The organism is Jatrophihabitans sp. (assembly GCF_046262535.1).
GTDB lineage: Bacteria > Actinomycetota > Actinomycetes > Mycobacteriales > Jatrophihabitantaceae > Jatrophihabitans.
This window is the reverse complement of the sequence record NZ_JBHEMO010000023.1, coordinates 24799-43781: the sequence shown is the minus strand read 5'-3', so window position 1 is coordinate 43781 and position 18983 is coordinate 24799. Positions and strand designations below refer to the sequence as shown.

At 69.9% G+C, this 18983-nt stretch carries 16 protein-coding genes; 7 read left to right on the top strand and 9 right to left on the bottom strand.

What is annotated here, in order from left to right; all coding sequences use genetic code 11:
- The 5 genes from ABR571_RS03870 to ABR571_RS03850 all read right to left on the bottom strand — a co-directional run.
- A partial coding sequence (locus ABR571_RS03870) for a flavin-containing monooxygenase (RefSeq protein ID WP_409451872.1) occupies positions 1-1004 on the bottom strand: 1004 nt, incomplete at its 3' end.
- Between the two features lie 77 nt (positions 1005-1081).
- Entirely contained in the window at positions 1082-4132 is a 3051-nt protein-coding gene (locus ABR571_RS03865) for a bifunctional [glutamine synthetase] adenylyltransferase/[glutamine synthetase]-adenylyl-L-tyrosine phosphorylase (protein ID WP_409451871.1), read from the bottom strand.
- Positions 4125-4979, bottom strand: a complete 855-nt coding sequence (locus ABR571_RS03860; protein WP_409451870.1) for a type 1 glutamine amidotransferase — start codon at positions 4977-4979, stop codon at positions 4125-4127. The genes ABR571_RS03865 and ABR571_RS03860 overlap by 8 nt, the downstream gene beginning before the upstream one ends.
- A gap of 98 nt (positions 4980-5077) precedes the next feature.
- The gene (gene glnA / locus ABR571_RS03855) at positions 5078-6436 is read right to left on the bottom strand and encodes a type I glutamate--ammonia ligase (protein WP_409451869.1); all 1359 of its coding nucleotides are present in this window, start codon (positions 6434-6436) and stop codon (positions 5078-5080) included.
- Between the two features lie 116 nt (positions 6437-6552).
- On the bottom strand, positions 6553-7842 hold the full coding sequence (locus ABR571_RS03850) for an Ig-like domain-containing protein (RefSeq protein ID WP_409451868.1): 1290 nt from the start codon (positions 7840-7842) through the stop codon (positions 6553-6555).
- Between the two features lie 335 nt (positions 7843-8177).
- Between ABR571_RS03850 and ABR571_RS03845 the strand changes: the two genes are divergently transcribed.
- The 5 genes from ABR571_RS03845 (at position 8178) to panB (ending at position 14836) form a co-directional block, all read left to right on the top strand.
- Positions 8178-9902 carry an NAD+ synthase gene (locus ABR571_RS03845; protein ID WP_409451867.1) on the top strand — a complete coding sequence of 575 codons (1725 nt, stop codon included), beginning with the start codon at positions 8178-8180 and terminating at the stop codon, positions 9900-9902.
- A gap of 111 nt (positions 9903-10013) precedes the next feature.
- The gene (locus ABR571_RS03840) at positions 10014-11690 is read left to right on the top strand and encodes a PEP-utilizing enzyme (RefSeq protein WP_409451866.1); all 1677 of its coding nucleotides are present in this window, start codon (positions 10014-10016) and stop codon (positions 11688-11690) included.
- Positions 11687-12508, top strand: a complete 822-nt coding sequence (locus ABR571_RS03835) for a PEP/pyruvate-binding domain-containing protein (RefSeq protein WP_409451865.1) — start codon at positions 11687-11689, stop codon at positions 12506-12508. The genes ABR571_RS03840 and ABR571_RS03835 overlap by 4 nt, the downstream gene beginning before the upstream one ends.
- Positions 12501-13886, top strand: a complete 1386-nt coding sequence (locus ABR571_RS03830) for an MFS transporter (protein ID WP_409451864.1) — start codon at positions 12501-12503, stop codon at positions 13884-13886. The genes ABR571_RS03835 and ABR571_RS03830 overlap by 8 nt, the downstream gene beginning before the upstream one ends.
- Positions 13887-13999: 113 nt before the next feature.
- Entirely contained in the window at positions 14000-14836 is an 837-nt protein-coding gene (gene panB / locus ABR571_RS03825) for a 3-methyl-2-oxobutanoate hydroxymethyltransferase (RefSeq protein WP_409451863.1), read from the top strand.
- Here the strand turns inward: panB and ABR571_RS03820 are convergent.
- From ABR571_RS03820 to ABR571_RS03810, 3 genes are all read right to left on the bottom strand, one after another.
- Entirely contained in the window at positions 14827-16242 is a 1416-nt protein-coding gene (locus ABR571_RS03820) for an RNB domain-containing ribonuclease (RefSeq protein WP_409451862.1), read from the bottom strand. The genes panB and ABR571_RS03820 overlap by 10 nt on opposite strands.
- Before the next feature lie 32 nt (positions 16243-16274).
- Entirely contained in the window at positions 16275-16673 is a 399-nt protein-coding gene (locus ABR571_RS03815; protein WP_409451861.1) for a histone H1-like repetitive region-containing protein, read from the bottom strand.
- 337 nt (positions 16674-17010) lie between these two features.
- A complete protein-coding gene (locus ABR571_RS03810) occupies positions 17011-17493 on the bottom strand; it encodes a MarR family winged helix-turn-helix transcriptional regulator (RefSeq protein ID WP_409451860.1) in 483 nt (160 codons plus the stop codon).
- A 136-nt stretch (positions 17494-17629) separates the two neighbouring features.
- Here ABR571_RS03810 and ABR571_RS03805 point away from each other — a divergent pair, with 136 nt between their 5' ends.
- Positions 17630-17800, top strand: coding sequence for a hypothetical protein (locus ABR571_RS03805; protein WP_409451859.1), 171 nt, complete (start codon positions 17630-17632; stop codon positions 17798-17800).
- Between the two features lie 189 nt (positions 17801-17989).
- On the opposite strand, the gene ABR571_RS03800 is transcribed toward ABR571_RS03805, so the two are convergent.
- Positions 17990-18469 carry a phosphatase PAP2 family protein gene (locus ABR571_RS03800; RefSeq protein WP_409451858.1) on the bottom strand — a complete coding sequence of 160 codons (480 nt, stop codon included), beginning with the start codon at positions 18467-18469 and terminating at the stop codon, positions 17990-17992.
- A gap of 87 nt (positions 18470-18556) precedes the next feature.
- Here ABR571_RS03800 and ABR571_RS03795 point away from each other — a divergent pair, with 87 nt between their 5' ends.
- Positions 18557-18961 carry a DUF1801 domain-containing protein gene (locus ABR571_RS03795; protein WP_409451857.1) on the top strand — a complete coding sequence of 135 codons (405 nt, stop codon included), beginning with the start codon at positions 18557-18559 and terminating at the stop codon, positions 18959-18961.
- Positions 18962-18983 lie beyond the last annotated feature (22 nt).

Genomic DNA, 18983 nt, shown 5'->3' with positions numbered 1-18983 from the left:
GTGTCGATCTCGGTCTTCGCGCCGTTGGTGGTCACGATCCCGTCGCTCTCGATCCGCGCGATGGGCGTGGTCTCGAGATGGACGTTGGGCCGGTTGAAGGTCGGGTAGTAGGTGTTGGAGAACGTCGGACGCTTGCAGCCGAAGTCGTAGTCCGGGGTGAGCTTGCGGCGCAGTTCCGGGTCGCGGATCTGGCGGTGCAGGTGGGCCTTCGCGACGAGCGCGGCGCCGCGGTTGAGCACCTGTGCCTGGCGGAAGTGCAGGACGGCGCTGACCATCATCAGTTCGAGCAGGCTCGTGTTGGCCAGGCGCGCCGCGCGTTGGGTCAGGGGCACCCGGGCGAAAAGCTTCTGTACCGGCTTGGGGATCGCGCCGTCCTGCTTGGGCGTCACCCAGATCGGGGTGCGCTGGTAGACCGTCAGCTCGTCCAGAAGCGGTGCGATCTCGGGAATCAGCTGCACAGCGGTGGCGCCGGTGCCGATGACCGCGGCCCGCTTGCCGGTGAGGTCGTAGTCGTGGTCCCAGTCAGCTGTGTGGATGATCCGCCCGGCGAAAGCGTCGATACCCGGGATGTCCGGGGTCTTCGGCTGGGAGAGGAAGCCGGTCGCGGTCAGCAGGTAGCGCGCGGATATGGTCTCGCCGCCGGCGACGGCGACCGACCAGGTGTCGGTGTCGCCGTCCCAACGGGCGCCCTCGACGGTCGTGTCGAAGCGCATGAGCTCGCGCAGTCCGTACTTGTCGGCGACGTGCGCGGCGTAGCGCTTGAGCTCGGCACCCGGGGCGAACAGCCGAGACCAGTAGGGGTTGGGCTCGAAGGAGTACGAGTACGTGACGGAGGCGATGTCCACGGCGAGTCCCGGGTACCGGTTGACGTGCCACGTCCCACCGAGGTCGCTCTCCCGCTCGAGGATCACGATGTCGTCCAGCCCGAGGCGCTTGAGCTGGATGGCCGCGCCCATGCCGCCGAATCCGGCACCGACGATCACGGCGTCGTGGATGTGTGTCATGCCGGCGTCTCCCCTGCGCGCTGGGCGATAGGTGTGACATAGCGTACCTGATACCGCGTTGGCCGCCCGTCAGCTCGTCAGCCGTAAAAGACGGTCTCGACGACGCGGCGCGCGCGGCGGGCCGCGCGGCGGTAGTCGTCGACGAGCTGGCCCGGGTCCGAGCCAGGCCGGTACCCGAGCACCCGCGCGACCGCGACGAGTTCGATCCCGGAGGTCGGCAGTTGGTCGGCCGGCTTGTCGCGCACCAACATCAGCGCGTTCCGTACCCGGGTCGCGAATCGCCACGCCGCCGCCAGGGTGTCGACCTGTTCGGACGTGACCAGACCCGCCGCTTCGGCTGCGGCGAGTGCGGCCAGGGTCTGCGTCGTCCGCAGGCCGGGAACCTCGGCGCCGGAACCGAGCTGCAGCAGCTGGATCGTCCACTCGATGTCGCCGAGCCCCCCGCGGCCGAGCTTGGTGTGCGTGGTGGGATCGGCACCGCGCGGCAGCCGCTCGCTGTCGATCCGGCCCTTGAGCCGGCGGATCTCGAGCAGGTCGGCCGGCGCGATCCCATCCGCCGGGTAACGGATCGGATCGATCATCGCGACGAACCGGGCGCCCAGGTCGGCGTCGCCCGCGACCGGGCGGGCCCGCAGCAGCGCCTGGGCCTCCCAGGCCGACGACCAGCGGGCGTAGTAACTGCGGTATGACGCCAGTGACCGGACGAGCGGGCCGCTGCGCCCCTCCGGCCGCAGGTCGGCGTCGATCGCCAGCGGTGGATCGGTGGACGAGGGCGCGGCCAGCAGCGCCCGCACCTTCGCCGCGAGCTCGGCGGCCACGCGGTTCGCCAGCTCACTCGTCGGCTCCGACCCGTCGACGTGCTCGAAGACGAACATGACGTCGGCGTCGGAGCCGTAGCCCACCTCGGCACCGCCGAGACGACCCATCGCGATGATCGAGAAGCGCACCGGCAGGTCCTCGACCGCGACGCCGTGGCTCGCGGCCACCGCCCGGACCGCGACCTGCAACGCCACCTCGAGCGTCGCCTCAGTGGTCCGGCTCAGCGCCGCGCAAACCTCGTCCACGTCGGAGATGTCGAGGAGGTCGGCGAAGGCCGTGCGCAGCAGCTCCTGCCGGCGGACGCCGCGCGCGGCGGCGACCGCCGCGGCCGGGTCGTCCTGGCGCGCCGCGGACTCACCCATCGCCGCCGCGAGTTCAGCCGGCTCGCGCGGACACAGGTTGTCCCTTGACGCGAGCATCTGCAACGCCTCGGGCGAGCGACCGAGCATGCGGGCGACGTAGCGGCTGCTGCCGAGCACGTAGGTCAGCCGGGACGCCACGGCGTCGCCGTCCCGCAGCAGCCGCAGGTACCACGGGGTGGAGCCGAGATCGTCGGACAACCGCCGGTAGGCGAACAGCCCCGCGTCGGGGTCGGGCGCGTCGGCGAAGTCGGACAGCAACACCGGCAACAGCGCACGTTGCAGCGCGGCTCGCCGGCTCAGGCCCCCGGTCAGCGACTCGATGTGCCGCAGTGCGGCCGGCGGATCGGCGAACCCGAGCGCGGCCAGCCGTCGCCGCGCCTCGTCGGGCGTCAGCCGGAGACCCTCCGACGGCACCCGCGCCACCGCCTCGAGCAGCGGACGGTAGAAGAGCTTCTCGTGCAGCCGGCGCACTTCGCGCGCATGCAGGTTCCACTCGGCCTCGAAGACCGCCCGGGCGTCGCCGCGCCGGTCCGGGCGGTAGCCCATCGCCCGGCCCAGCCAGAGCAGCTGGTCGGGTTCCTCGGGCAGGACGTGGGTGCGCCGCAGGCGCCGCAACTGCAGCCGGTGCTCGGTGGCCCGCAGGAACCGGTAGGCGTCGATCAGGCTGACCGCGTCGTCGCGGCCGACGTACCCGCCCGCCCGCAGCGCTTCGAGGGCGGGCAGCGTCTCGGGCACGCGCAGCGACTCGTCCCCACGGCCGTGGACGAGCTGGAGCAGCTGGACGGCGAACTCGACGTCGCGCAGACCGCCGCGGCCGAGCTTGATGTCGCGCTCGGCCACGCCGGCCGGGATGTGGTCGAGCACCCGCCGCCGCATCGCCCGCACATCGGCGACGAAGCCGGGGCGCGCGGCAGCCGTCCATACCAACGGCTGGATGATCTCGTCGTAGCGGCGGCCTAGTTCGAGGTCGCCCGCGACCGGTCGCGCCTTCAGCAGCGCCTGAAACTCCCATGTGCTCGCCCAGCGGTGGTAATACGCCTCGTGGCTGGCCAGGGTGCGCACGAGCGGGCCATCCTTGCCTTCGGGACGCAGGTTGGCATCCACCTCCCACGCGGCCGCGTGACAGAGGCGCATGGTTTCTCCGGCCAGCCGGGTGGCGGTGGCCAGCGCCGCGGTCGGGTCGTCGGCGGCGCCGTCGCGGTCCGCCTCGTCGGCCGCAGGCTCGCCGACGAACACGACGTCGACATCGGAGATGTAGTTGAGTTCCCGCGAGCCGGTCTTGCCCATCGCGATGATCGCGAGCCGGCACGGCGCAGCATGGTCGGACAGCCCGGCGGCGGCGGCGGCGAGGGCGGCCTGCAGGGTATGACCGGCCAGGTCCGCGAGCAGCTCGGTGACCACTTGCAGGTCGAGGTCGCCTACGAGGTCCCGGCCGGCGATCGCCAGCACCTCGCGGCGGTAGGCGTCCCGCAACGCGATCACCGCCTCCGGCCCGGTGACGGCTGCCCGCGCGCCGCCGGTGCCGGTGACGGGCCGGTCGACATCGGCGCCGACGGCAGCCGCGAGGCGGGCCGCCACTCCGACCGGGTCGAGCTCACCGAGCAGCACCTCCCAGTCGCGCGGGTGGGTGCGCAGGTGGGCGGAGAACTCGACGGACACGCCCAGGACGGCCAGCAGGCGGGCGCGCAACGGCGGCCGCGACTCCAGGGCCGCGCGCAGGTCCGCGCCGCCCGGCGCGGCCACCACGTCGGCCAGGGTCTCGAGCGCCGCATCCGGGTCGGCGCACCGGCCCAGCGCGGCGACCACGGTGGCCGCCGCGTCGCCCGTCGGACTGTTCGTGGCCGGGTCCCACCAGTGCAGCGGCGCGCCGGACAGCAGCTCAGCGGCGCGGGCGCCGTCCCGGAAGGAGAGCCGCGTCAGTCGGGCAGCGACCCGGGCCTCATTCATCGCCAGGCGGGCGGAAGGTCGGCATCGGCAGCAGCGGCATCCGGGCTGCCTGCGCCTCGGCGGCCAGCGCCTGCCGGATGGCCGCCGGGTCGGTGAGCGGCGCTGCGGTGGACGACGGCACGCCGCGCGCCGCCGGCACCGACTCCGGCGTGCGGACGATCTCGGCGAAGGCATGGGCGAACGGCCGCCACACCTCGACGAGGTCGGCGTCCAGCGCAGTCACTCGGCTCAACGTCGCGTCGAGGTCGTAACCGTCCAGCACCTCGGCGTCCTCGGCGGCCCAGGCGGCGACGATCTCGGGCGTCGTCTCGAGATGGAACTGGACGCCCCACGCGAGCCGGCCCAGGCGGAAGGCCTGGTTCTCGCACAGCGGCGAGCTCGCCAGGTTCACCGCTCCGGGCGGGAGCACGGTGACCGCGTCGAAGTGCCACTGGAGGACGTCAGGTGTGATCGGCAACGGGCCGAAGAGCGGATCGGCGCCGGCCGCCGTGCGCTTGGCGATGAGCTGGGCGCCGACTTCGGGTCCCTCGGGGTTCGGCTCCACGCGCCCGCCGTTGGCCGCTGCGAGCAGCTGCGCCCCCAGGCAGATGGCGAGCGTAGGCACCTCGGTCGCGATGGCGTCCCGGAGCAGTTGACGCTCGTGCGGCAGCCAGGGCGCGATCGCGTCGTCCATCGCGCCCATCGGGCCGCCGAGGACGACCAGGCCGGCGAAGCCGGCGAGATCGGCCGGCAGATCACGTCCGGCGCTCTCGACGAGGTCGAGACCGGCCTCGAACAGCCACGTCCCCAGCCGGGCGACCGGGTCGCCGTCGTCATTCACGACAACAAGAACCCGAGGCTTACTCACCCGAGCAACTGTAGTGAGCGCCGACTGATCACGTTTTCCTCCGCCGGCGCCGTTCCGGGCGGCGGGCAACGACGCCCACGGAGGAAAACGTGATCAGCTCAGAGAATGGGGAGGTAGCGGCGGAGCTCGAAGGGGCTGACCTCCGCGCGGTAGTCCGTCCACTCCTCGCGCTTGTTGCGCAGGAAGAAGTCGAAGACGTGCTCCCCCAGCGTCTCGGCGAGCAGCTCGGAGTCCTCCATCGTCCGCAGCGCGTCGGCCAGGTTGTGCGGCAGCTCGCCGTAGCCGAGCGCCCGGCGTTCGTTCTCCGACATCGTCCAGACGTCGTCCTCGGTGCCGGGGGGCAGCTCGTAGCCCTCCTGGATTCCCTTCATACCGGCCGCGAGCAGCACCGCGAAGGCGAGGTAGGGGTTGCAGGCGGAGTCGGGCGAGCGGATCTCGACGCGCGTCGAATTGGCCTTGCCCGGCTTGTAGCGCGGCACACGCACGAGCGCCGACCGGTTGGCCGAACCCCAGCAGATCACCGTCGGGGCCTCGACGAGCGCGCCAGGAGCGCTGAAACCCCAGAGCCGCTTGTAGGAGTTCACCCACTGGTTCGTCACCGCGGTGATCTCGCGCGCATGCGTCAGCAACCCGGCGATGAACGCCCGGGCCGTCTTCGAGAGGTTGAGCGGATCGGACGGGTCGTGGAAGGCGTTCTGGTCACCCTCGAACAGCGACAGGTGGGTGTGCATGCCGCTGCCCGGCTGATGCCGGAACGGCTTGGGCATGAAGGTCGCGTGCGCGCCATGGGCGATGGCGACCTCCTTGATGACGTGTCGGAACGTCATCAGGTTGTCGGCCATCGACAGTGCGTCCGCGTACCGGAGGTCGATCTCCTGCTGGCCGGGCGCGACCTCGTGGTGGCTGAACTCGACCGAGATGCCGAGCGATTCCAGCGCGCCGACGGCGGCCCGGCGAAAGTCGTGGGCCACGTCGTGGCTCGTCATGTCGAAGTAGCCGCCGTTGTCGATCGGCTCGGGCTCGGCGCCGTCGGACGGGCGGTTCTTAAGCAGGAAGAACTCGATCTCCGGATGCGTGTAGAACGTGAACCCGCGCTCGGCCGCCCGCGACAAGGCCCGCCGCAGCACGTAGCGCGGGTCCGCCCACGACGGCGAACCGTCAGGCATCTGGATGTCGCAGAACATCCGGGCCGAGTCGGCCGGGCTGCCGTCCTGCTCGGGCAGAATTTGGAAGGTCGACGGATCGGGTCGGGCCAGCATGTCGCTCTCGCTGGCCCGGCTGAACCCCTCGATCGCGGAACCGTCGAACCCGATGCCCTCTTCGAAGGCCCCGTCGAGTTCCGCCGGCGCGACCGCCACGGATTTGAGCATGCCGAGGACGTCGGTGAACCACAGACGCACGAAGCGGATGTTGCGCTCCTCGAGCGTGCGCAGCACGAATTCCTGCTGACGATCCAAGGTCGTGCCGCCTCCCCGGCCGTCCCGCCACCCCGGCCCTTCTCTGCTGTTGCCCGAACCAGCGCATTGTTGCGCGCCGCTGTTGCCTTTGGGTTACAGCCTACGGTTACGGGCCGCTAGAGGGCGCTGTGGGCCAGCCACTCTGACCACGGCACGTCCCACTGGCCGCCCTGCCAGAACTGGATGTGCGGCCCTCCGGAATGGATCACCTGGACGAGGTCACCGACGCGGGAGTGCTCGTAGTACCACTTCGCGTTCGTGTAGTTCAGGTTCAGGCACCCGTGGGACACGTTCGAGTGACCCTGGTAACCGACGGTGGTGTCGAGCTCGTGGAGATAGATGCCGTCCGTGCTGATCTTGGTCGCGAACGGGACCTTTTCCGGCGCGTAACCGAGTGGTGAGTTCGCCGGCAGGCCGTAGCTGTCCGACGACATGGTGGCTGGGTTCTCGTGGCCGAGGACCGTGTACGTGCCGGGCATCGTCCACAGGTAGATGGTCCCGTGGCGTCCTTGGACGGTGCCGCCCTGGCCCATCGACGTCGGCATGGTGCGCACCAGCTGGTCGCCGAAGTAGACCTTGACGTGGTGAGTGCTGGCGTCGGCGATGGACAGGCGCTTCTCGCCGATCTTGAAGGACACGCTCCGGTCGTCCTGGCCGTAGAGCCCGCTGCCGACGTCCACGCCGTAGACCTTCGCCGACACGGTCACCGTGGTGCCCGGCGTGTAGTAGTTCTGCGGCCGCCAGTAGGCGTCCTGGTCGTTGTCCCAGTACCAGCCGCCGGTCACGCTGGGGCTGGTCGTCACGTGCAGGGCCTTCTGGGCCTTGCGCCGGTTGACCGCCTCGTCGAAGTGGACCTTGACGATCATGCCGACGCCGTATGTCGCGCCGTTGTCGACGTATGACCCGTAGACGTCGTCGATGTAGGGCAGGGTCAGGTTGTTCGGCGTGACCGTGGTGACGTGCGAGGTCTTGGTGACCGGCGAACCGTCCTTGTTCTTGCCACTGGCCACGATCGTGTAGCTCTTGCTGTAGCCGAGCACCTCGGTGTTGTGCCACGACGATCCGTCGGCGGCCAGCCTGCCGGTGACCTGCTTGCCGGCCGGGCTCGTCATCGTGACGCCGGTCAGCGTGCCGTGGTCGATACCGACGGTGACCGGCTGGATCGGGCTGATGTCCGCGGCCGCCGGCATGGTGATCACGGCCGGGTCGGCCGGGGCGGAGGTCGATGTGCCGGCCGTAGTGCTGCCGGCGGAGGTGTTGTGCGAAACCGGCGACTTGCCGTTGCCCTTCCCGTTACCGCTGGTGCACGCGGCGAGGGCCAGTACGGCGACGGCCGACGCGGCGACGCCGATCGTCCGAGCGCTCGGGAACGCGCCCAGCCGTCCCGTCGTGCCTACGCGCTGCATCCGTTCCTCCGTACAAGTCGTTCAGTTCGGCCGGCGGGGCGCCTGGCGTCGCCGTGGGCTGGGTTGATCTTCTTCGATCTTCCCAGTGTCCCGCACATACCGGGACACCATGGGAAGGACGCTTCGGAATCGGCTGCCATTTCATGAGACGCAACCGGGCGGTGTCCGGTTGCCTACGTTGCGAGATCGTCACCAAAAGTCCGGCAAGTCTCAGAGTCTGCCGTATGCCACCCGGTGGCCGCGCCCGATTCGCAGCGGTTTCACATACGGTGCCCATTCCGCCTCCTGCCGCCCGCTCCGGCCGGCGCGCACCCCCGGTGCGTCACAATGGAGGGGTGACGGCGCTGCGGTTCGCTTTGGCTCAGGTGAACATGACGGTGGGCGATTTCGCCGGCAACAGCGAGACGGTCATCCGTCGTACGGCCGAGGCCGCGGCGGCCGGCGCCCAGGTCGTGACGTTCCCGGAGATGATGTTGACCGGCTACCCCGTCGAGGACCTCGTGCTGCGTCCGGCGTTCCGGGCCGCGTCGCAGGCGGCGCTGACCGGCCTGGCCGAGCAGCTCGCCGCCGCCGGCCTCGGGCACGTGGCCGTCATCGTGGGCTACGTCGACGACGACGGACTTCCGCGGGATGCCTCCGCGTTCCTTCTCGACGGGCGGGTGGTGGCTCGACAGTTCAAGCACCATCTGCCGAACTACGGCGTGTTCGACGAGCGCCGCTACTTCGCACCGGGCACGACCCTCAACGTCGTTCGCCACCTCGGCGTCGACATAGCCCTCACCGTCTGCGAGGACGCGTGGCAGGAGGGCGGACCGTTCACCGTCGCCGGCGCCGCCGATGTGGGGGTCGTCGTCAACATCAACGGCTCGCCCTACGAGCGGAACAAGGACGACGTCCGCCTACGCCTGCTGCAGCGCCGTGCGGCCGAGGCGCGAGCGCCCATCGTCTACGTCAACACCGTCGGCGGGCAGGACGAACTGGTCTTCGACGGGGACTCCATGGTGATCGCGGCCGACGGCACCACCGTCATGCGCGCTCCGCAGTTCGTCGAGGACGTCTTTCTCGTCGACGTGCCGGTGACCGACGCCCCGGATTCGCCGGCCGAGGTCACCGACGAGGTGCTCACGGTCACCCGGGTCGCCACCGGTGCATCCCCGGCGCCGCGGCGGGATCCGGAGCCGGCCGTCGTGACCGACCGTGTCCCGGACGAGGAAGAGGTCTGGGGCGCGCTCGTCGTCGGGCTGGGTGACTACGTCCACAAGAACGGCTTCCGCTCGGTCGTGCTGGGCATGTCGGGCGGCATCGACTCGGCGGTCGTGGCCGCCATCGCCGCCGATGCCATCGGCGGGGAGAACGTGTACGGCGTCTCGATGCCCAGCGCGTACTCGTCCGAGCACTCCCGGTCCGACGCCTCCGACCTGGCCCAGCGGTTGGGCGCCCATTACCGCGAGGTGCCGATCAAGGCGATCGTCGACGCCTTCATGGACCCGCTGCAGCTGACCGGACTGGCGGCGGAGAACGTGCAGGCGCGGATCCGCGGCACGACGCTGATGTCGCTGTCCAACGCCGAGGGCCACCTCGTCCTGGCCACCGGCAACAAGAGCGAGCTGGCCGTGGGCTACTCGACGATCTACGGAGACGCCGTCGGCGGGTTCGCCCCGATCAAGGACGTGCCCAAGACCTTCGTGTGGGCGCTGGCCGAGTGGCGCAACAGTCAGGCGGAGAAACGCGGCGAGACGCTGCCCATCCCGCCGAACTCCATCACGAAGCCGCCGTCGGCCGAGTTGAGCCCAGGGCAGCTGGACAGCGACTCGCTGCCCGACTACGCGGTTCTCGACGCTATCCTCGCCCGCTACGTCGACGGCGACCGCGGCGTGGACGAGATCGTGGCCGAGGGGTTCGAGGCGGACTTGGTGCAGCGGGTGGCCCGCATGGTCGACGCCGCCGAGTGGAAGCGCCGCCAGTACCCGCCGGGCAGCAAGATCAGCTTCAAGGCGTTCGGCCGGGACCGCCGGTTGCCGATCACCAACCGGTGGCGGGAAGCGCCTCGTCCGGCTTGATGCGGATTCAGCCGATTTGCCGCAGGGACTTTGTGCCCTGTCTGCGAACGACGGCGGGACGGGTGATGAACACAGAATTACGCTGTGCGCCACCTATCGAAGAGGTGGAGCATGGGGGAAGTCAGCTGGGACCCGCCCGGTAAGGGCCCGTGGGAACTCGAAGCCACACATTTCTCTCGGCCGTTGACGCACTTCGCTCAGCCCTGGTTCACCGATGCTTTCCCCCGCGCGTGGCGGGAGGGCACCGCTCGCTACGGACTGCTCCTGAGTCATCTGCAGCCCCGCTTCAGCAACAGCTTCGCCTACACCCAGCCGGTCGCTTTCGGCGCGCCGGAAGGTGCCATGGGGCCACCGCCCAAGCCGGTCCTGTGGCTGCTCCTCCGGCTGCACCCCAAGATGCGCGCCCGGCTCGCCGTCTCCGAGCGTGCCCTCGCCGATCGCCAGTGGCGAGCCGACCTCCAACAATGGGACGAGGTCGACAAGCCGGCGGCGGTAGCTCGACACCTCGAGATCCAGGCGGTCGACGTCTCGACGCTGTCCGACGCGGACCTGATCGCACACGTCGCCGAGTGTCACGAGCACGGCGCGAACATGGTCTATCAGCACCACAAGTACACGATCACCGTCATCGTTGCGATGGGCGACTTCCTCGCGGGTGCACTGGAGTGGACCGGGGCCCCGCCCGGTGAGCTTCTCGGGCTGCTCCGCGGCACGTCGCGGATCTCCCGCGGCTTCGCCGCCAACGAACTGGAGTCGGCCGGCAAGGCGATCGCCGCCGACGATGCCGCGCGCGGCACATTGACCTCGCCGGAGCCGGCGGAGGCGGTGCTGTCCGCGCTCAGCGCCAGCCCGACCGTCGGTCCTGACGTGCGCAGCTACCTCGATGCGGTCCGCTACCGCTGCGTGGGTTACGACGTCGGCGACAATAACGCCGGCGAGCTGCCCGACATCCTTCTGCAGGCGCTGCAGTCGGCCGTTGAGGGGCTGTCGGCCCCTGAAGACACCGTCGACCTCGAGCGCGTGCGGAGCCGCGTTCCGGCCGACTACCTCGACGAGTTCGACGACCGGTTCGCCGAGGCCCGGCGTGTGAACCGGCTGCGCGACGAGCGCGGCGTGTACTCCGACGGCTGGGCCAACGGTCTCGCCCGGCGGGCACTGCTCGAAGCCGGGAGCCGCCTGGCCGCCACAGACCGTCTGCACGCGGCGGATCATGCGGTGGACCTGACCATCGACGAGATCACTGATCTGCTGTCGGCCCGGCCGGGACCGAGTGCGGACGAGGTGGGCGCACGAGTGGAGTGGCGTACCACGCACACGGTCGGCGATGCGCCGCCGTTCCTGCGCGCCATGCCGACGCCGCCACCGCCCATCGATGTCCTGCCGCCCGCGGCCCGCCGGGCGGCCCGCGCGGTGGACGTGGCGCTGGCGAACCTGTTCGGCGTGCCGGAGACGCCCAATACCGACACGGTCCTCCACGGGCTGGCCGTCAACGAGGGCGTGTACGAGGGCCCGGCGCGGCTCGTCGAGAGCGCGGACGACTTCGGCCGTATCAAGAAGGGCGACGTGCTCGTGACGCGCATGACGTCGCCGTACTTCAACGTGGTGCTGCCGCTGCTGGGTGGGATCGTCACCGATCGTGGCGGTCAGCTGTGCCATGCGGCGATCGTGGCGCGGGAATACGGCATCCCCGGCATCGTCGGCACCCGCGAGGCCACGGCGAAGATCCGCGACGGCGCGCGCGTGCGAGTGGACGGCACGACCGGCGAAGTCCGTTTACTCAACCGATGAGCGGGATCTGCGCGCTGGTCGACGCCGTCGACGCCGACGCCTACGGCGGCAAGGCCGTTCAGTTGGGCGAGGCACTGCGCTGCGGCCTGCCGGTCCCCGACGGGTTCGCCGTTTCGCACGACGTCGTCTGTGCTGCCAGCTCGGGTGATGAAGGGACGGCCGTACGGCTCGCCGCCGAGCTCGAGGCGCGGTGTGCCGATTGGCCGTACTGGGCGGTCCGCTCGAGCGCCGTCGGCGAGGACTCCGCCGGCGCCAGCTTCGCCGGCATCCACAAGTCACTCCTGGGCGTGTACGGAACGGCGGCCCTGCTCGCCGCGGTGCGCGAGGTGCACGCCTCGGCCACGGACGCCGGCGCAGTGGCCTATCGCGGCCGGATGGGGCTGACGACGACGCTGCGCATGGCCGTGGTCGTCCAGCAACTCGTCGACGCCGACGTCGGCGGTGTCATGTTCACGCGCAACCCGGTCACCGGACGCGAGGAACGGGTGATCGAGGCGGCGTGGGGCCTCGGCGAGGCGGTGGTGTCCGGGATGGTGACGCCGGACCGGTACGTCGTCGACTCCGTCGGCCGGGTGGTCGAACGGCGGGTCGGCGAGAAGGACATCGCGGTGCGCGTCGCCTACGGCGGTACGCGCGAAGAGCCGGTGTCCCGAGATTCCATGTACGCGCCGTGCCTGCACGACCGTGACCTGGCCGCCCTGCACGACCTGGCGTTGCGCTGCGACAAGGCCTTCGCCGCGACCGACCATGACATCGAGTTCGCGATCGTCGCCGGAACGCTGTACCTGCTCCAGAGGCGGCCGATCACCGGTGGCTGACCCGCGGGCGACCCGCGGGCTGCTCGCCGCGTGCCTCACCGCGACACTGATGCCGCTGAACTCGACGATGATCGCAGTTGCCCTGCCGAGCATCGCCCATGCCTTCCACCACAGCTCGGCCGGCGTCACCCAGGCGGTCGTCGCCAGCTACCTCGTCGCCGCGATCGCGCTGCAGAGCGTGGGCGGCAAGCTCGGCGACCGGCTGGGTCACTGGCAGGTCGTGTCGGTCGGCCGGGCCGTCCTCGCCCTCGGGGCGTTGCTGGGCTACCTCGCGCCGAACCTGATCCTGCTGGCCTGCTCACGCGTGATCATGGCCGCCGGTGGGGCCGTCGTCGTGCCGGCCACGATGGCATTGGTGCGCGTCGAGGTCGCCGAGGAGCGGCGGGGCCGTGCGTTCGGCGCCATCGGCGCGACGATGTCGCTGGCCGCTGGTCTCGGTCCGCTCATCGGTGGCGAACTCGTGAGCCTGTTCGGCTGGCGCAGCGTATTCATGGCCAACCTTCCGGTGCTCGTGGCCGCCGCCGTCCTGGCCGGACCGAGACGGCGCAACGCGCCCAGCGGCGGTCGCCGTGGGGCGCCGTTCGACGCGGTCGGAGCGGTGTTGCTCACCGGCGCGCTCGTGGCGCTCATCGCCGGGCTGCAGGCGAAGGGCGCTGCCGAGGTCGTCCTGGTCGCGACCGGCCTGCTGCTGTTCGTGCCGTTCGCGTCCTGGGAACGGCGCGCGGCCGACCCGATCGTCGCCTTCGGTCTGTTCCGGTCAACGCGCTACAGCGCCGGTTCGCTCGTCGTCGCGCTGCTCAACCTGGTGATGTACGCCTTGCTGTTCGCGATCCCGCTGGTCACACACGCGCTGTTCCGCCTGAGCTCCGAGGCGACCGGCCGCCTGCTGATCTTCATGATGCTCGCCATGGTCGTGGCGTCGCTGATCGCCGGGCGGCTGGTCGACGCTTTGGGCGCCCGGCCGGTCGGGCTCGTCGGCACGGCCAGCAGTCTCGCCGGCGCAACGCTGCTGCTCATGCATGACCCGAGCGCACCGGGCGACTTCCGGCTGCCCCTCGCGCTGCTCGGCTTCGGGCTCGGTCTCGCGACCCCCGCCGGGCAGGCGGCATCGTTCGCCGGCGTACCGGCCGACCGCATCGGGATGGCCGCCGGCCTGGCCTCCTCGATGCGCTATCTCGGCGGCGTGGCCGGCGTGGCGATCCTGGGCCGCACCCTGCAGCTCAACGGCTCGCAGCACAGCGTGCTGGCCGCACAGCACACGATGCTCGCCCTGTTCGTCGGCGTACTCGTGGTCAGCGTCGGCTGCTCCGCACTGCTCGGCGGCCGCTTGCCCGCCGAGGAGCCGACTAACGAGGTAGTGGTCAAAAAGGCTGGGTGACTCTCATCTCACGCGCCGGGCGAGACTTACCGGCCAGTAGGTTGCACGATTGTGTCGTCCACATGACAGCCCGGGGACCGGCGCGCCGGCCTCGAGGAAGTGAGCGAGACGCTATGCCCGAGACCTCTCTGTACGGCGGCGTGACCAATCGGCGGATCACGATCCGCGACCTGCAGACAGCCAAGGAGCGCGGCGAGCGCTGGCCGATGCTGACGGCCTACGACTATTCGACGTCGCGGATCTTCGACGAGGCGGGCATCCCGGTGCTGCTCGTCGGCGACTCGGCGGCCAACGTCGTCTACGGCTACGACACGACGGTGCCGGTGTCGGTGGACGAGCTGTTGCCCTTGGTCCGCGGCGTGGTCCGCGGCAGTTCGCGCGCACTGGTCGTCGCCGATCTTCCGTTCGGCTCGTATCAAGCGTCTCCCCAGCAGGCTCTCGAGACCGCCGCGCGCTTCATGAAGGAAGGCGGCGCTCAAGCCGTCAAGCTCGAGGGCGGCCAGCGGGTCGCCGCCCAGGTCGAGATGCTGGTCTCGGCTGGCGTGCCGGTGATGGCGCACATCGGTCTCACCCCCCAGTCGGTCAACGCCTTCGGTGGTTACCGCGTCCAGGGTCGCGGCGACGAGGCCGCGCACCGGCTGCTGCAGGACGCGAAGGCGCTGCAGCACGCCGGCGCGTTCGCGGTCGTCCTCGAGGTGGTTCCCTCCGATGTCGCGGCCCAGGTCACCGCTGCGCTCACCATCCCGACGATCGGTATCGGCGCCGGCGCATCGTGCGACGCCCAGGTACTGGTCTGGCAGGACATGGCCGGACTGCGCGGCGGCGGCAAGCCGGCGAAGTTCGTCAAGGAGTACGCGAAGGTCGGCGACGTGCTGCGCGACGCGGCATCCCGCTTCGGGGCCGAGGTGTGCGACGGCGCCTACCCGTCCGCCGAATACACCTACAGCTGACTGCTGTCGGCCCGTTCGAACCTGACCTCTCGTTGGTCGACGTCGGCTGTCACCAGCCGGACCTGAATGCGCTCGCCGACCGGCAGGTCGGCGCCGGCGCAGCGAGCGCGGACGGCGGGTGAGTCCAGCACCACCGTTCCGGCCCGTTCGTCGGCGTCGATGACGACGGCCGGGAACACGTCACCGACGCGGTCGCGCAGCAGCCACGCCTCCGTTGCATCGACGACGGCGCGGTCGACTTCGTGGGCGAGGTGGTCGGCCTTCTGCATCTCCTCCGGTAGTTCGGGCAGCGCGACGCGCACCCAGTCGGGAACGGCGATACCTGCCCGCAGGGCCAAACAGATCTCGCTGCCGTAGCGGTCGACCAGTCGCCGCAGCGGCGCAGTCACATGGGCGTACGGCGCCGCGATGCCGCTGTGCAGCGGTTGGCTCGGGGGCGCGCCGTTGAACGGTGTGTAGCCCGACCCGCGGAGGAGCGCGACGGCGTGTTCGATGAACGCCACGTGACGCGGATCGGAGCGGTCGACGGAGTCGAGCACATCGCCGGCTGGCGCGCCGTCGGGCCAGCTGATGCCGAGCGCTCGCGCCGCGCGGCGAAGCGATTGCACGGCACCCTTGTCCGGCGGCGGGACGGTGCGCAGGATGCCGATCCCGCCGTCGAGCATCACCTGCGCAGCGCACATTCCGGTGAGCAACGAGATCTCGGCGTTGTACTGCTCGACCGGCAACGTGGTGCGCAACGCCAACACCCACCCGCCGGCACCGTCCCCGGTGACGGACTGTTCGGGCAGGGCGAGGTTGATGGCATGGCGTTTGCGGGCCAGCGCGAGCCGCGCGCGGCCGACATCGGGCAGCGCGGCAATCGGATCGGGCAAAGTGCCGCGGTCGAGCCCGGCTTGCACCCCGTCGTAGTCGAGCTGCGCCGTGCTGCGCACCTTGGCCCGGCGCACATCGACGCTGCGTACGGAACCGTCGCCGCTCAACTCGATTCGCCACAGGACTGCTGGGCGCACCTGGTTCGGCAGCAGGCTGGCCGCGCCCTCGCTCAGTTCGGGCGGGTGCAGCGGAACGCGCGTGTCCGGGAAGTAGAGCGTCTCGCCCCGCCGGTGGGCTTCGGAGTCGATCTCGCCGCCGGGACGGACGAAGGCAGCGACATCGGCGATCGCGTAGCTGACCAGGTGTCCGTCGCCGGACGCAGCGATGTGCAGCGCCTGGTCCAGGTCGCGGCTGCCCGCAGGGTCGATGGTGACGAACGGGACGTCAGTCGCGTCCTCGGGCGGCAGCTCGACCGTTTGCGCGCTCTGCGCGGCTTCGGCCCGGACGGCCGGAGCGAAATCGCCGGGCACCTCCAGCTGCGACCGCAAGGCCGCGAACGCCAGAGGTGCACCGGCGACTCGGTGCATCATGATTCGTTGTTCGAACTGCGGTGTTCAGTCGGTCAGCCGGACTTCTTGGCCGGTGACTTCTTGGCGGCTGACTTGCGAGCCGTCGTCTTCTTGGCGGCGGTCTTCTTGGCGGCTGCCTTCCTGGCCGGCGCCTTCTTCGCAGCTGTCTTCTTGGCGGCCGACTTCTTGGCCGGCGCCTTCTTCGCAGCTGTCTTCTTGGCGACGGACTTCTTCGCAGCCGATGCCTTCTTGGCGACGGTCTTCTTCGCAGCCGATGCCTTCTTGGCGACGGTCTTCTTCGCGGCCGTCGTCTTCTTGGCGGCGGCCTTCTTGGCCGGCGCCTTCTTGGCGGCCGACTTGCGAGCGGTCGTCTTCTTGGCGGCGGCCTTCTTGGCCGGTGCCTTCTTGGCGGCCGACTTTCTAGCCGATGCCTTCTTTGCAGGTGCGGTCATGCGGTGTGCCTCCTCGGCGGCTGTAGTCGACGAATTGCTTCGTCGCTGCGATCAAGTTGACGATGACCGCGCCTTACCGTCAACACGGCGCGCCGAATCTTTTTCTTGTGCTCATCGAGCCACATTGCGGCGCGTGACGAGCAGTGATCCGAAATTGTCGCTGATTCCCTTACTGCGTAAGGCTTTCTCCGAACGTCCACGTGCAGCGTGAGGGATTTGCGAGTGCTGCGCCAATCGAAAGTTTTTGGCGTTTCAGTGCCATACCTTTAGGTATGTTGCAGCGTTGACCGTGCTGACTCGCAGCGCCGGCTCGTTAGCACGCAAGTCGTACGCGCTGTCACAACACCGGCCACTCGTGCACGACTTGAGCATCGATCAATGGCGCGGCATGCTCAGCGAACACCTTGAACGCACGAACCGTCGCGGCTCGTTCTCCGTCGTTCAAGTGGTCGAGTATTCGTTGCACGCTGAGGCGACGACGAGCGAGCACTCGCTCCACGAGCCGGCTGCCGGGGGCCGTGACGGTGAGCAATACCTCGCGACGATTGGACGGGTTCTCCATCCGGCGCAGCAAACTGTCGGCGACGAGACGGTCGCACATCCGTGTCACGCTCGACGCCGAGGTACCGAGTCGGTCGGCCAGGTCGGCCGCCCTCATCGTGCCGACGCCGTCGAGGACGACGAGCGCGCGGAACTGGGTGAGCGAGATGCGGTCGTCGAGCTCGGCGAGTGATGCCACCGCCAACGCGACGATGGCGCGAGATGCCGAGATGAACGCGTCGATGTCGTTGTCGGGGGGCCGTGTGCCGTTCTGATCCATTGGTCCTCCGGTCGATGGTCCGGACGCGGTCAACGGGGCCGGCCAATCCTACCCGCTTGCAATGGTTGCGCGTCGCAACGGTCTGGCGCGGACTCGGAAAAGGGAAACAGACCCGCCGGCACAATGGAGGCGTGTCATGACGCACCCGAATCCCCGCCACCGGATCGCCGAACCGTGGGGCGAGCGGACTCCCTACGGATCGGGCGAGGCCTGGCCGCAGCGCGTCGACGGGCACTACGCCGACGGGGTGTCGGCCGCCGGTGTCGAGAGCTGGGCCACCTCGGCGTCGGGCGCGACCTCTACCTGATGGCCTCGGAGAACTCGTTGGCGTGGGAGATGCTCGCGCAGCACGCGCAGGCGAAGCGAGAACGCGATGTGCTGGCCGTCACCGAGCGGGGTCATCCCCCAGACGGCGCCAGGTGCGCTGGGCGAACACGATGATGAAGACGCTGTCGCCCCAAGTGCTGTCGAGCATGTAGCGAGGCGAAAGCCTCGATCAGCGCAGGGCGGGAATGCGAGATGCAGCCGCTTGAACGAGCGCGGTCGCGAGCACCGCGGCGACCGCGCCGAGGGCGAGCCCTGCCGCGACGTCCTGCAGATGGTGGACGTGCGCGGCCATCCGGGCCGCGCCGACACCGATGGCGATCAGCCACAAGAAGGCCCCGACCAGGCGATCGCGCAAGGTGACGAGCATCGCGATGAGACCCGCCGCGGCCGAGTGGTCGGAGGGGAAGCCGTTGTCCGCGCTGTGTGAGATCAGCGGATGCAGATGCGGATTCTGTACGAACGGCCTCGGGTCGGTGTGCAGCTTCGCCGCGATGAGGATGAAGAGGAGGGTCAGCCCCAACCCGACAACGGCCGACGCGGCGGCAGTCACCCTCGCCGATCCGCGCTCGCGGACGAGGCCGTGCACGAGCGCTACCGCAGCCATGATCCACAGCAGATAGTTGGCCAACCACGCGATCAATGAGTTCACTGCGCCAGCCTGCGGTACCAGCGGGCGAATCCCTCAGTCGCGTTCAGCGCCTCGACAGCCGGCAACGGCCGCTGCCAGGATCGCCGAGTGGGTTATGCGAAGGATCCGCGGGTCGACGACTACATCGATGCCCTGCCGCCGTGGCAGCAAGCGATCTGTCATCAGGTTCGCGATCTGGTGCACGCGGCCGATAGGCAGGTCGAAGAGACGATCAAGCGCAGCCGCCAGCCGTACTTCGTCCTGGCCGGCAACGTATGCGCGTTGTTGGCCGCGAAGGACCACGTCAACGTATTCCTCTACGACGGAGGAATCGTCCCCGACCCCGATGGGATCGTCACGGCCGGGCACGACAACAAGACCGCCCGTACCGTCGCTTTCCACGAAGGCGACCCCATCAACGCGCCGGCGCTCACCGCCATGGTCAAACAGATCATCGCCAACAACCGAGCGGGGGGCTGGCGCAAGCTTCAGTCCCCCCGCTCCGGCCGTTAGCTCGTTCCGGCCGTCGAGCCGC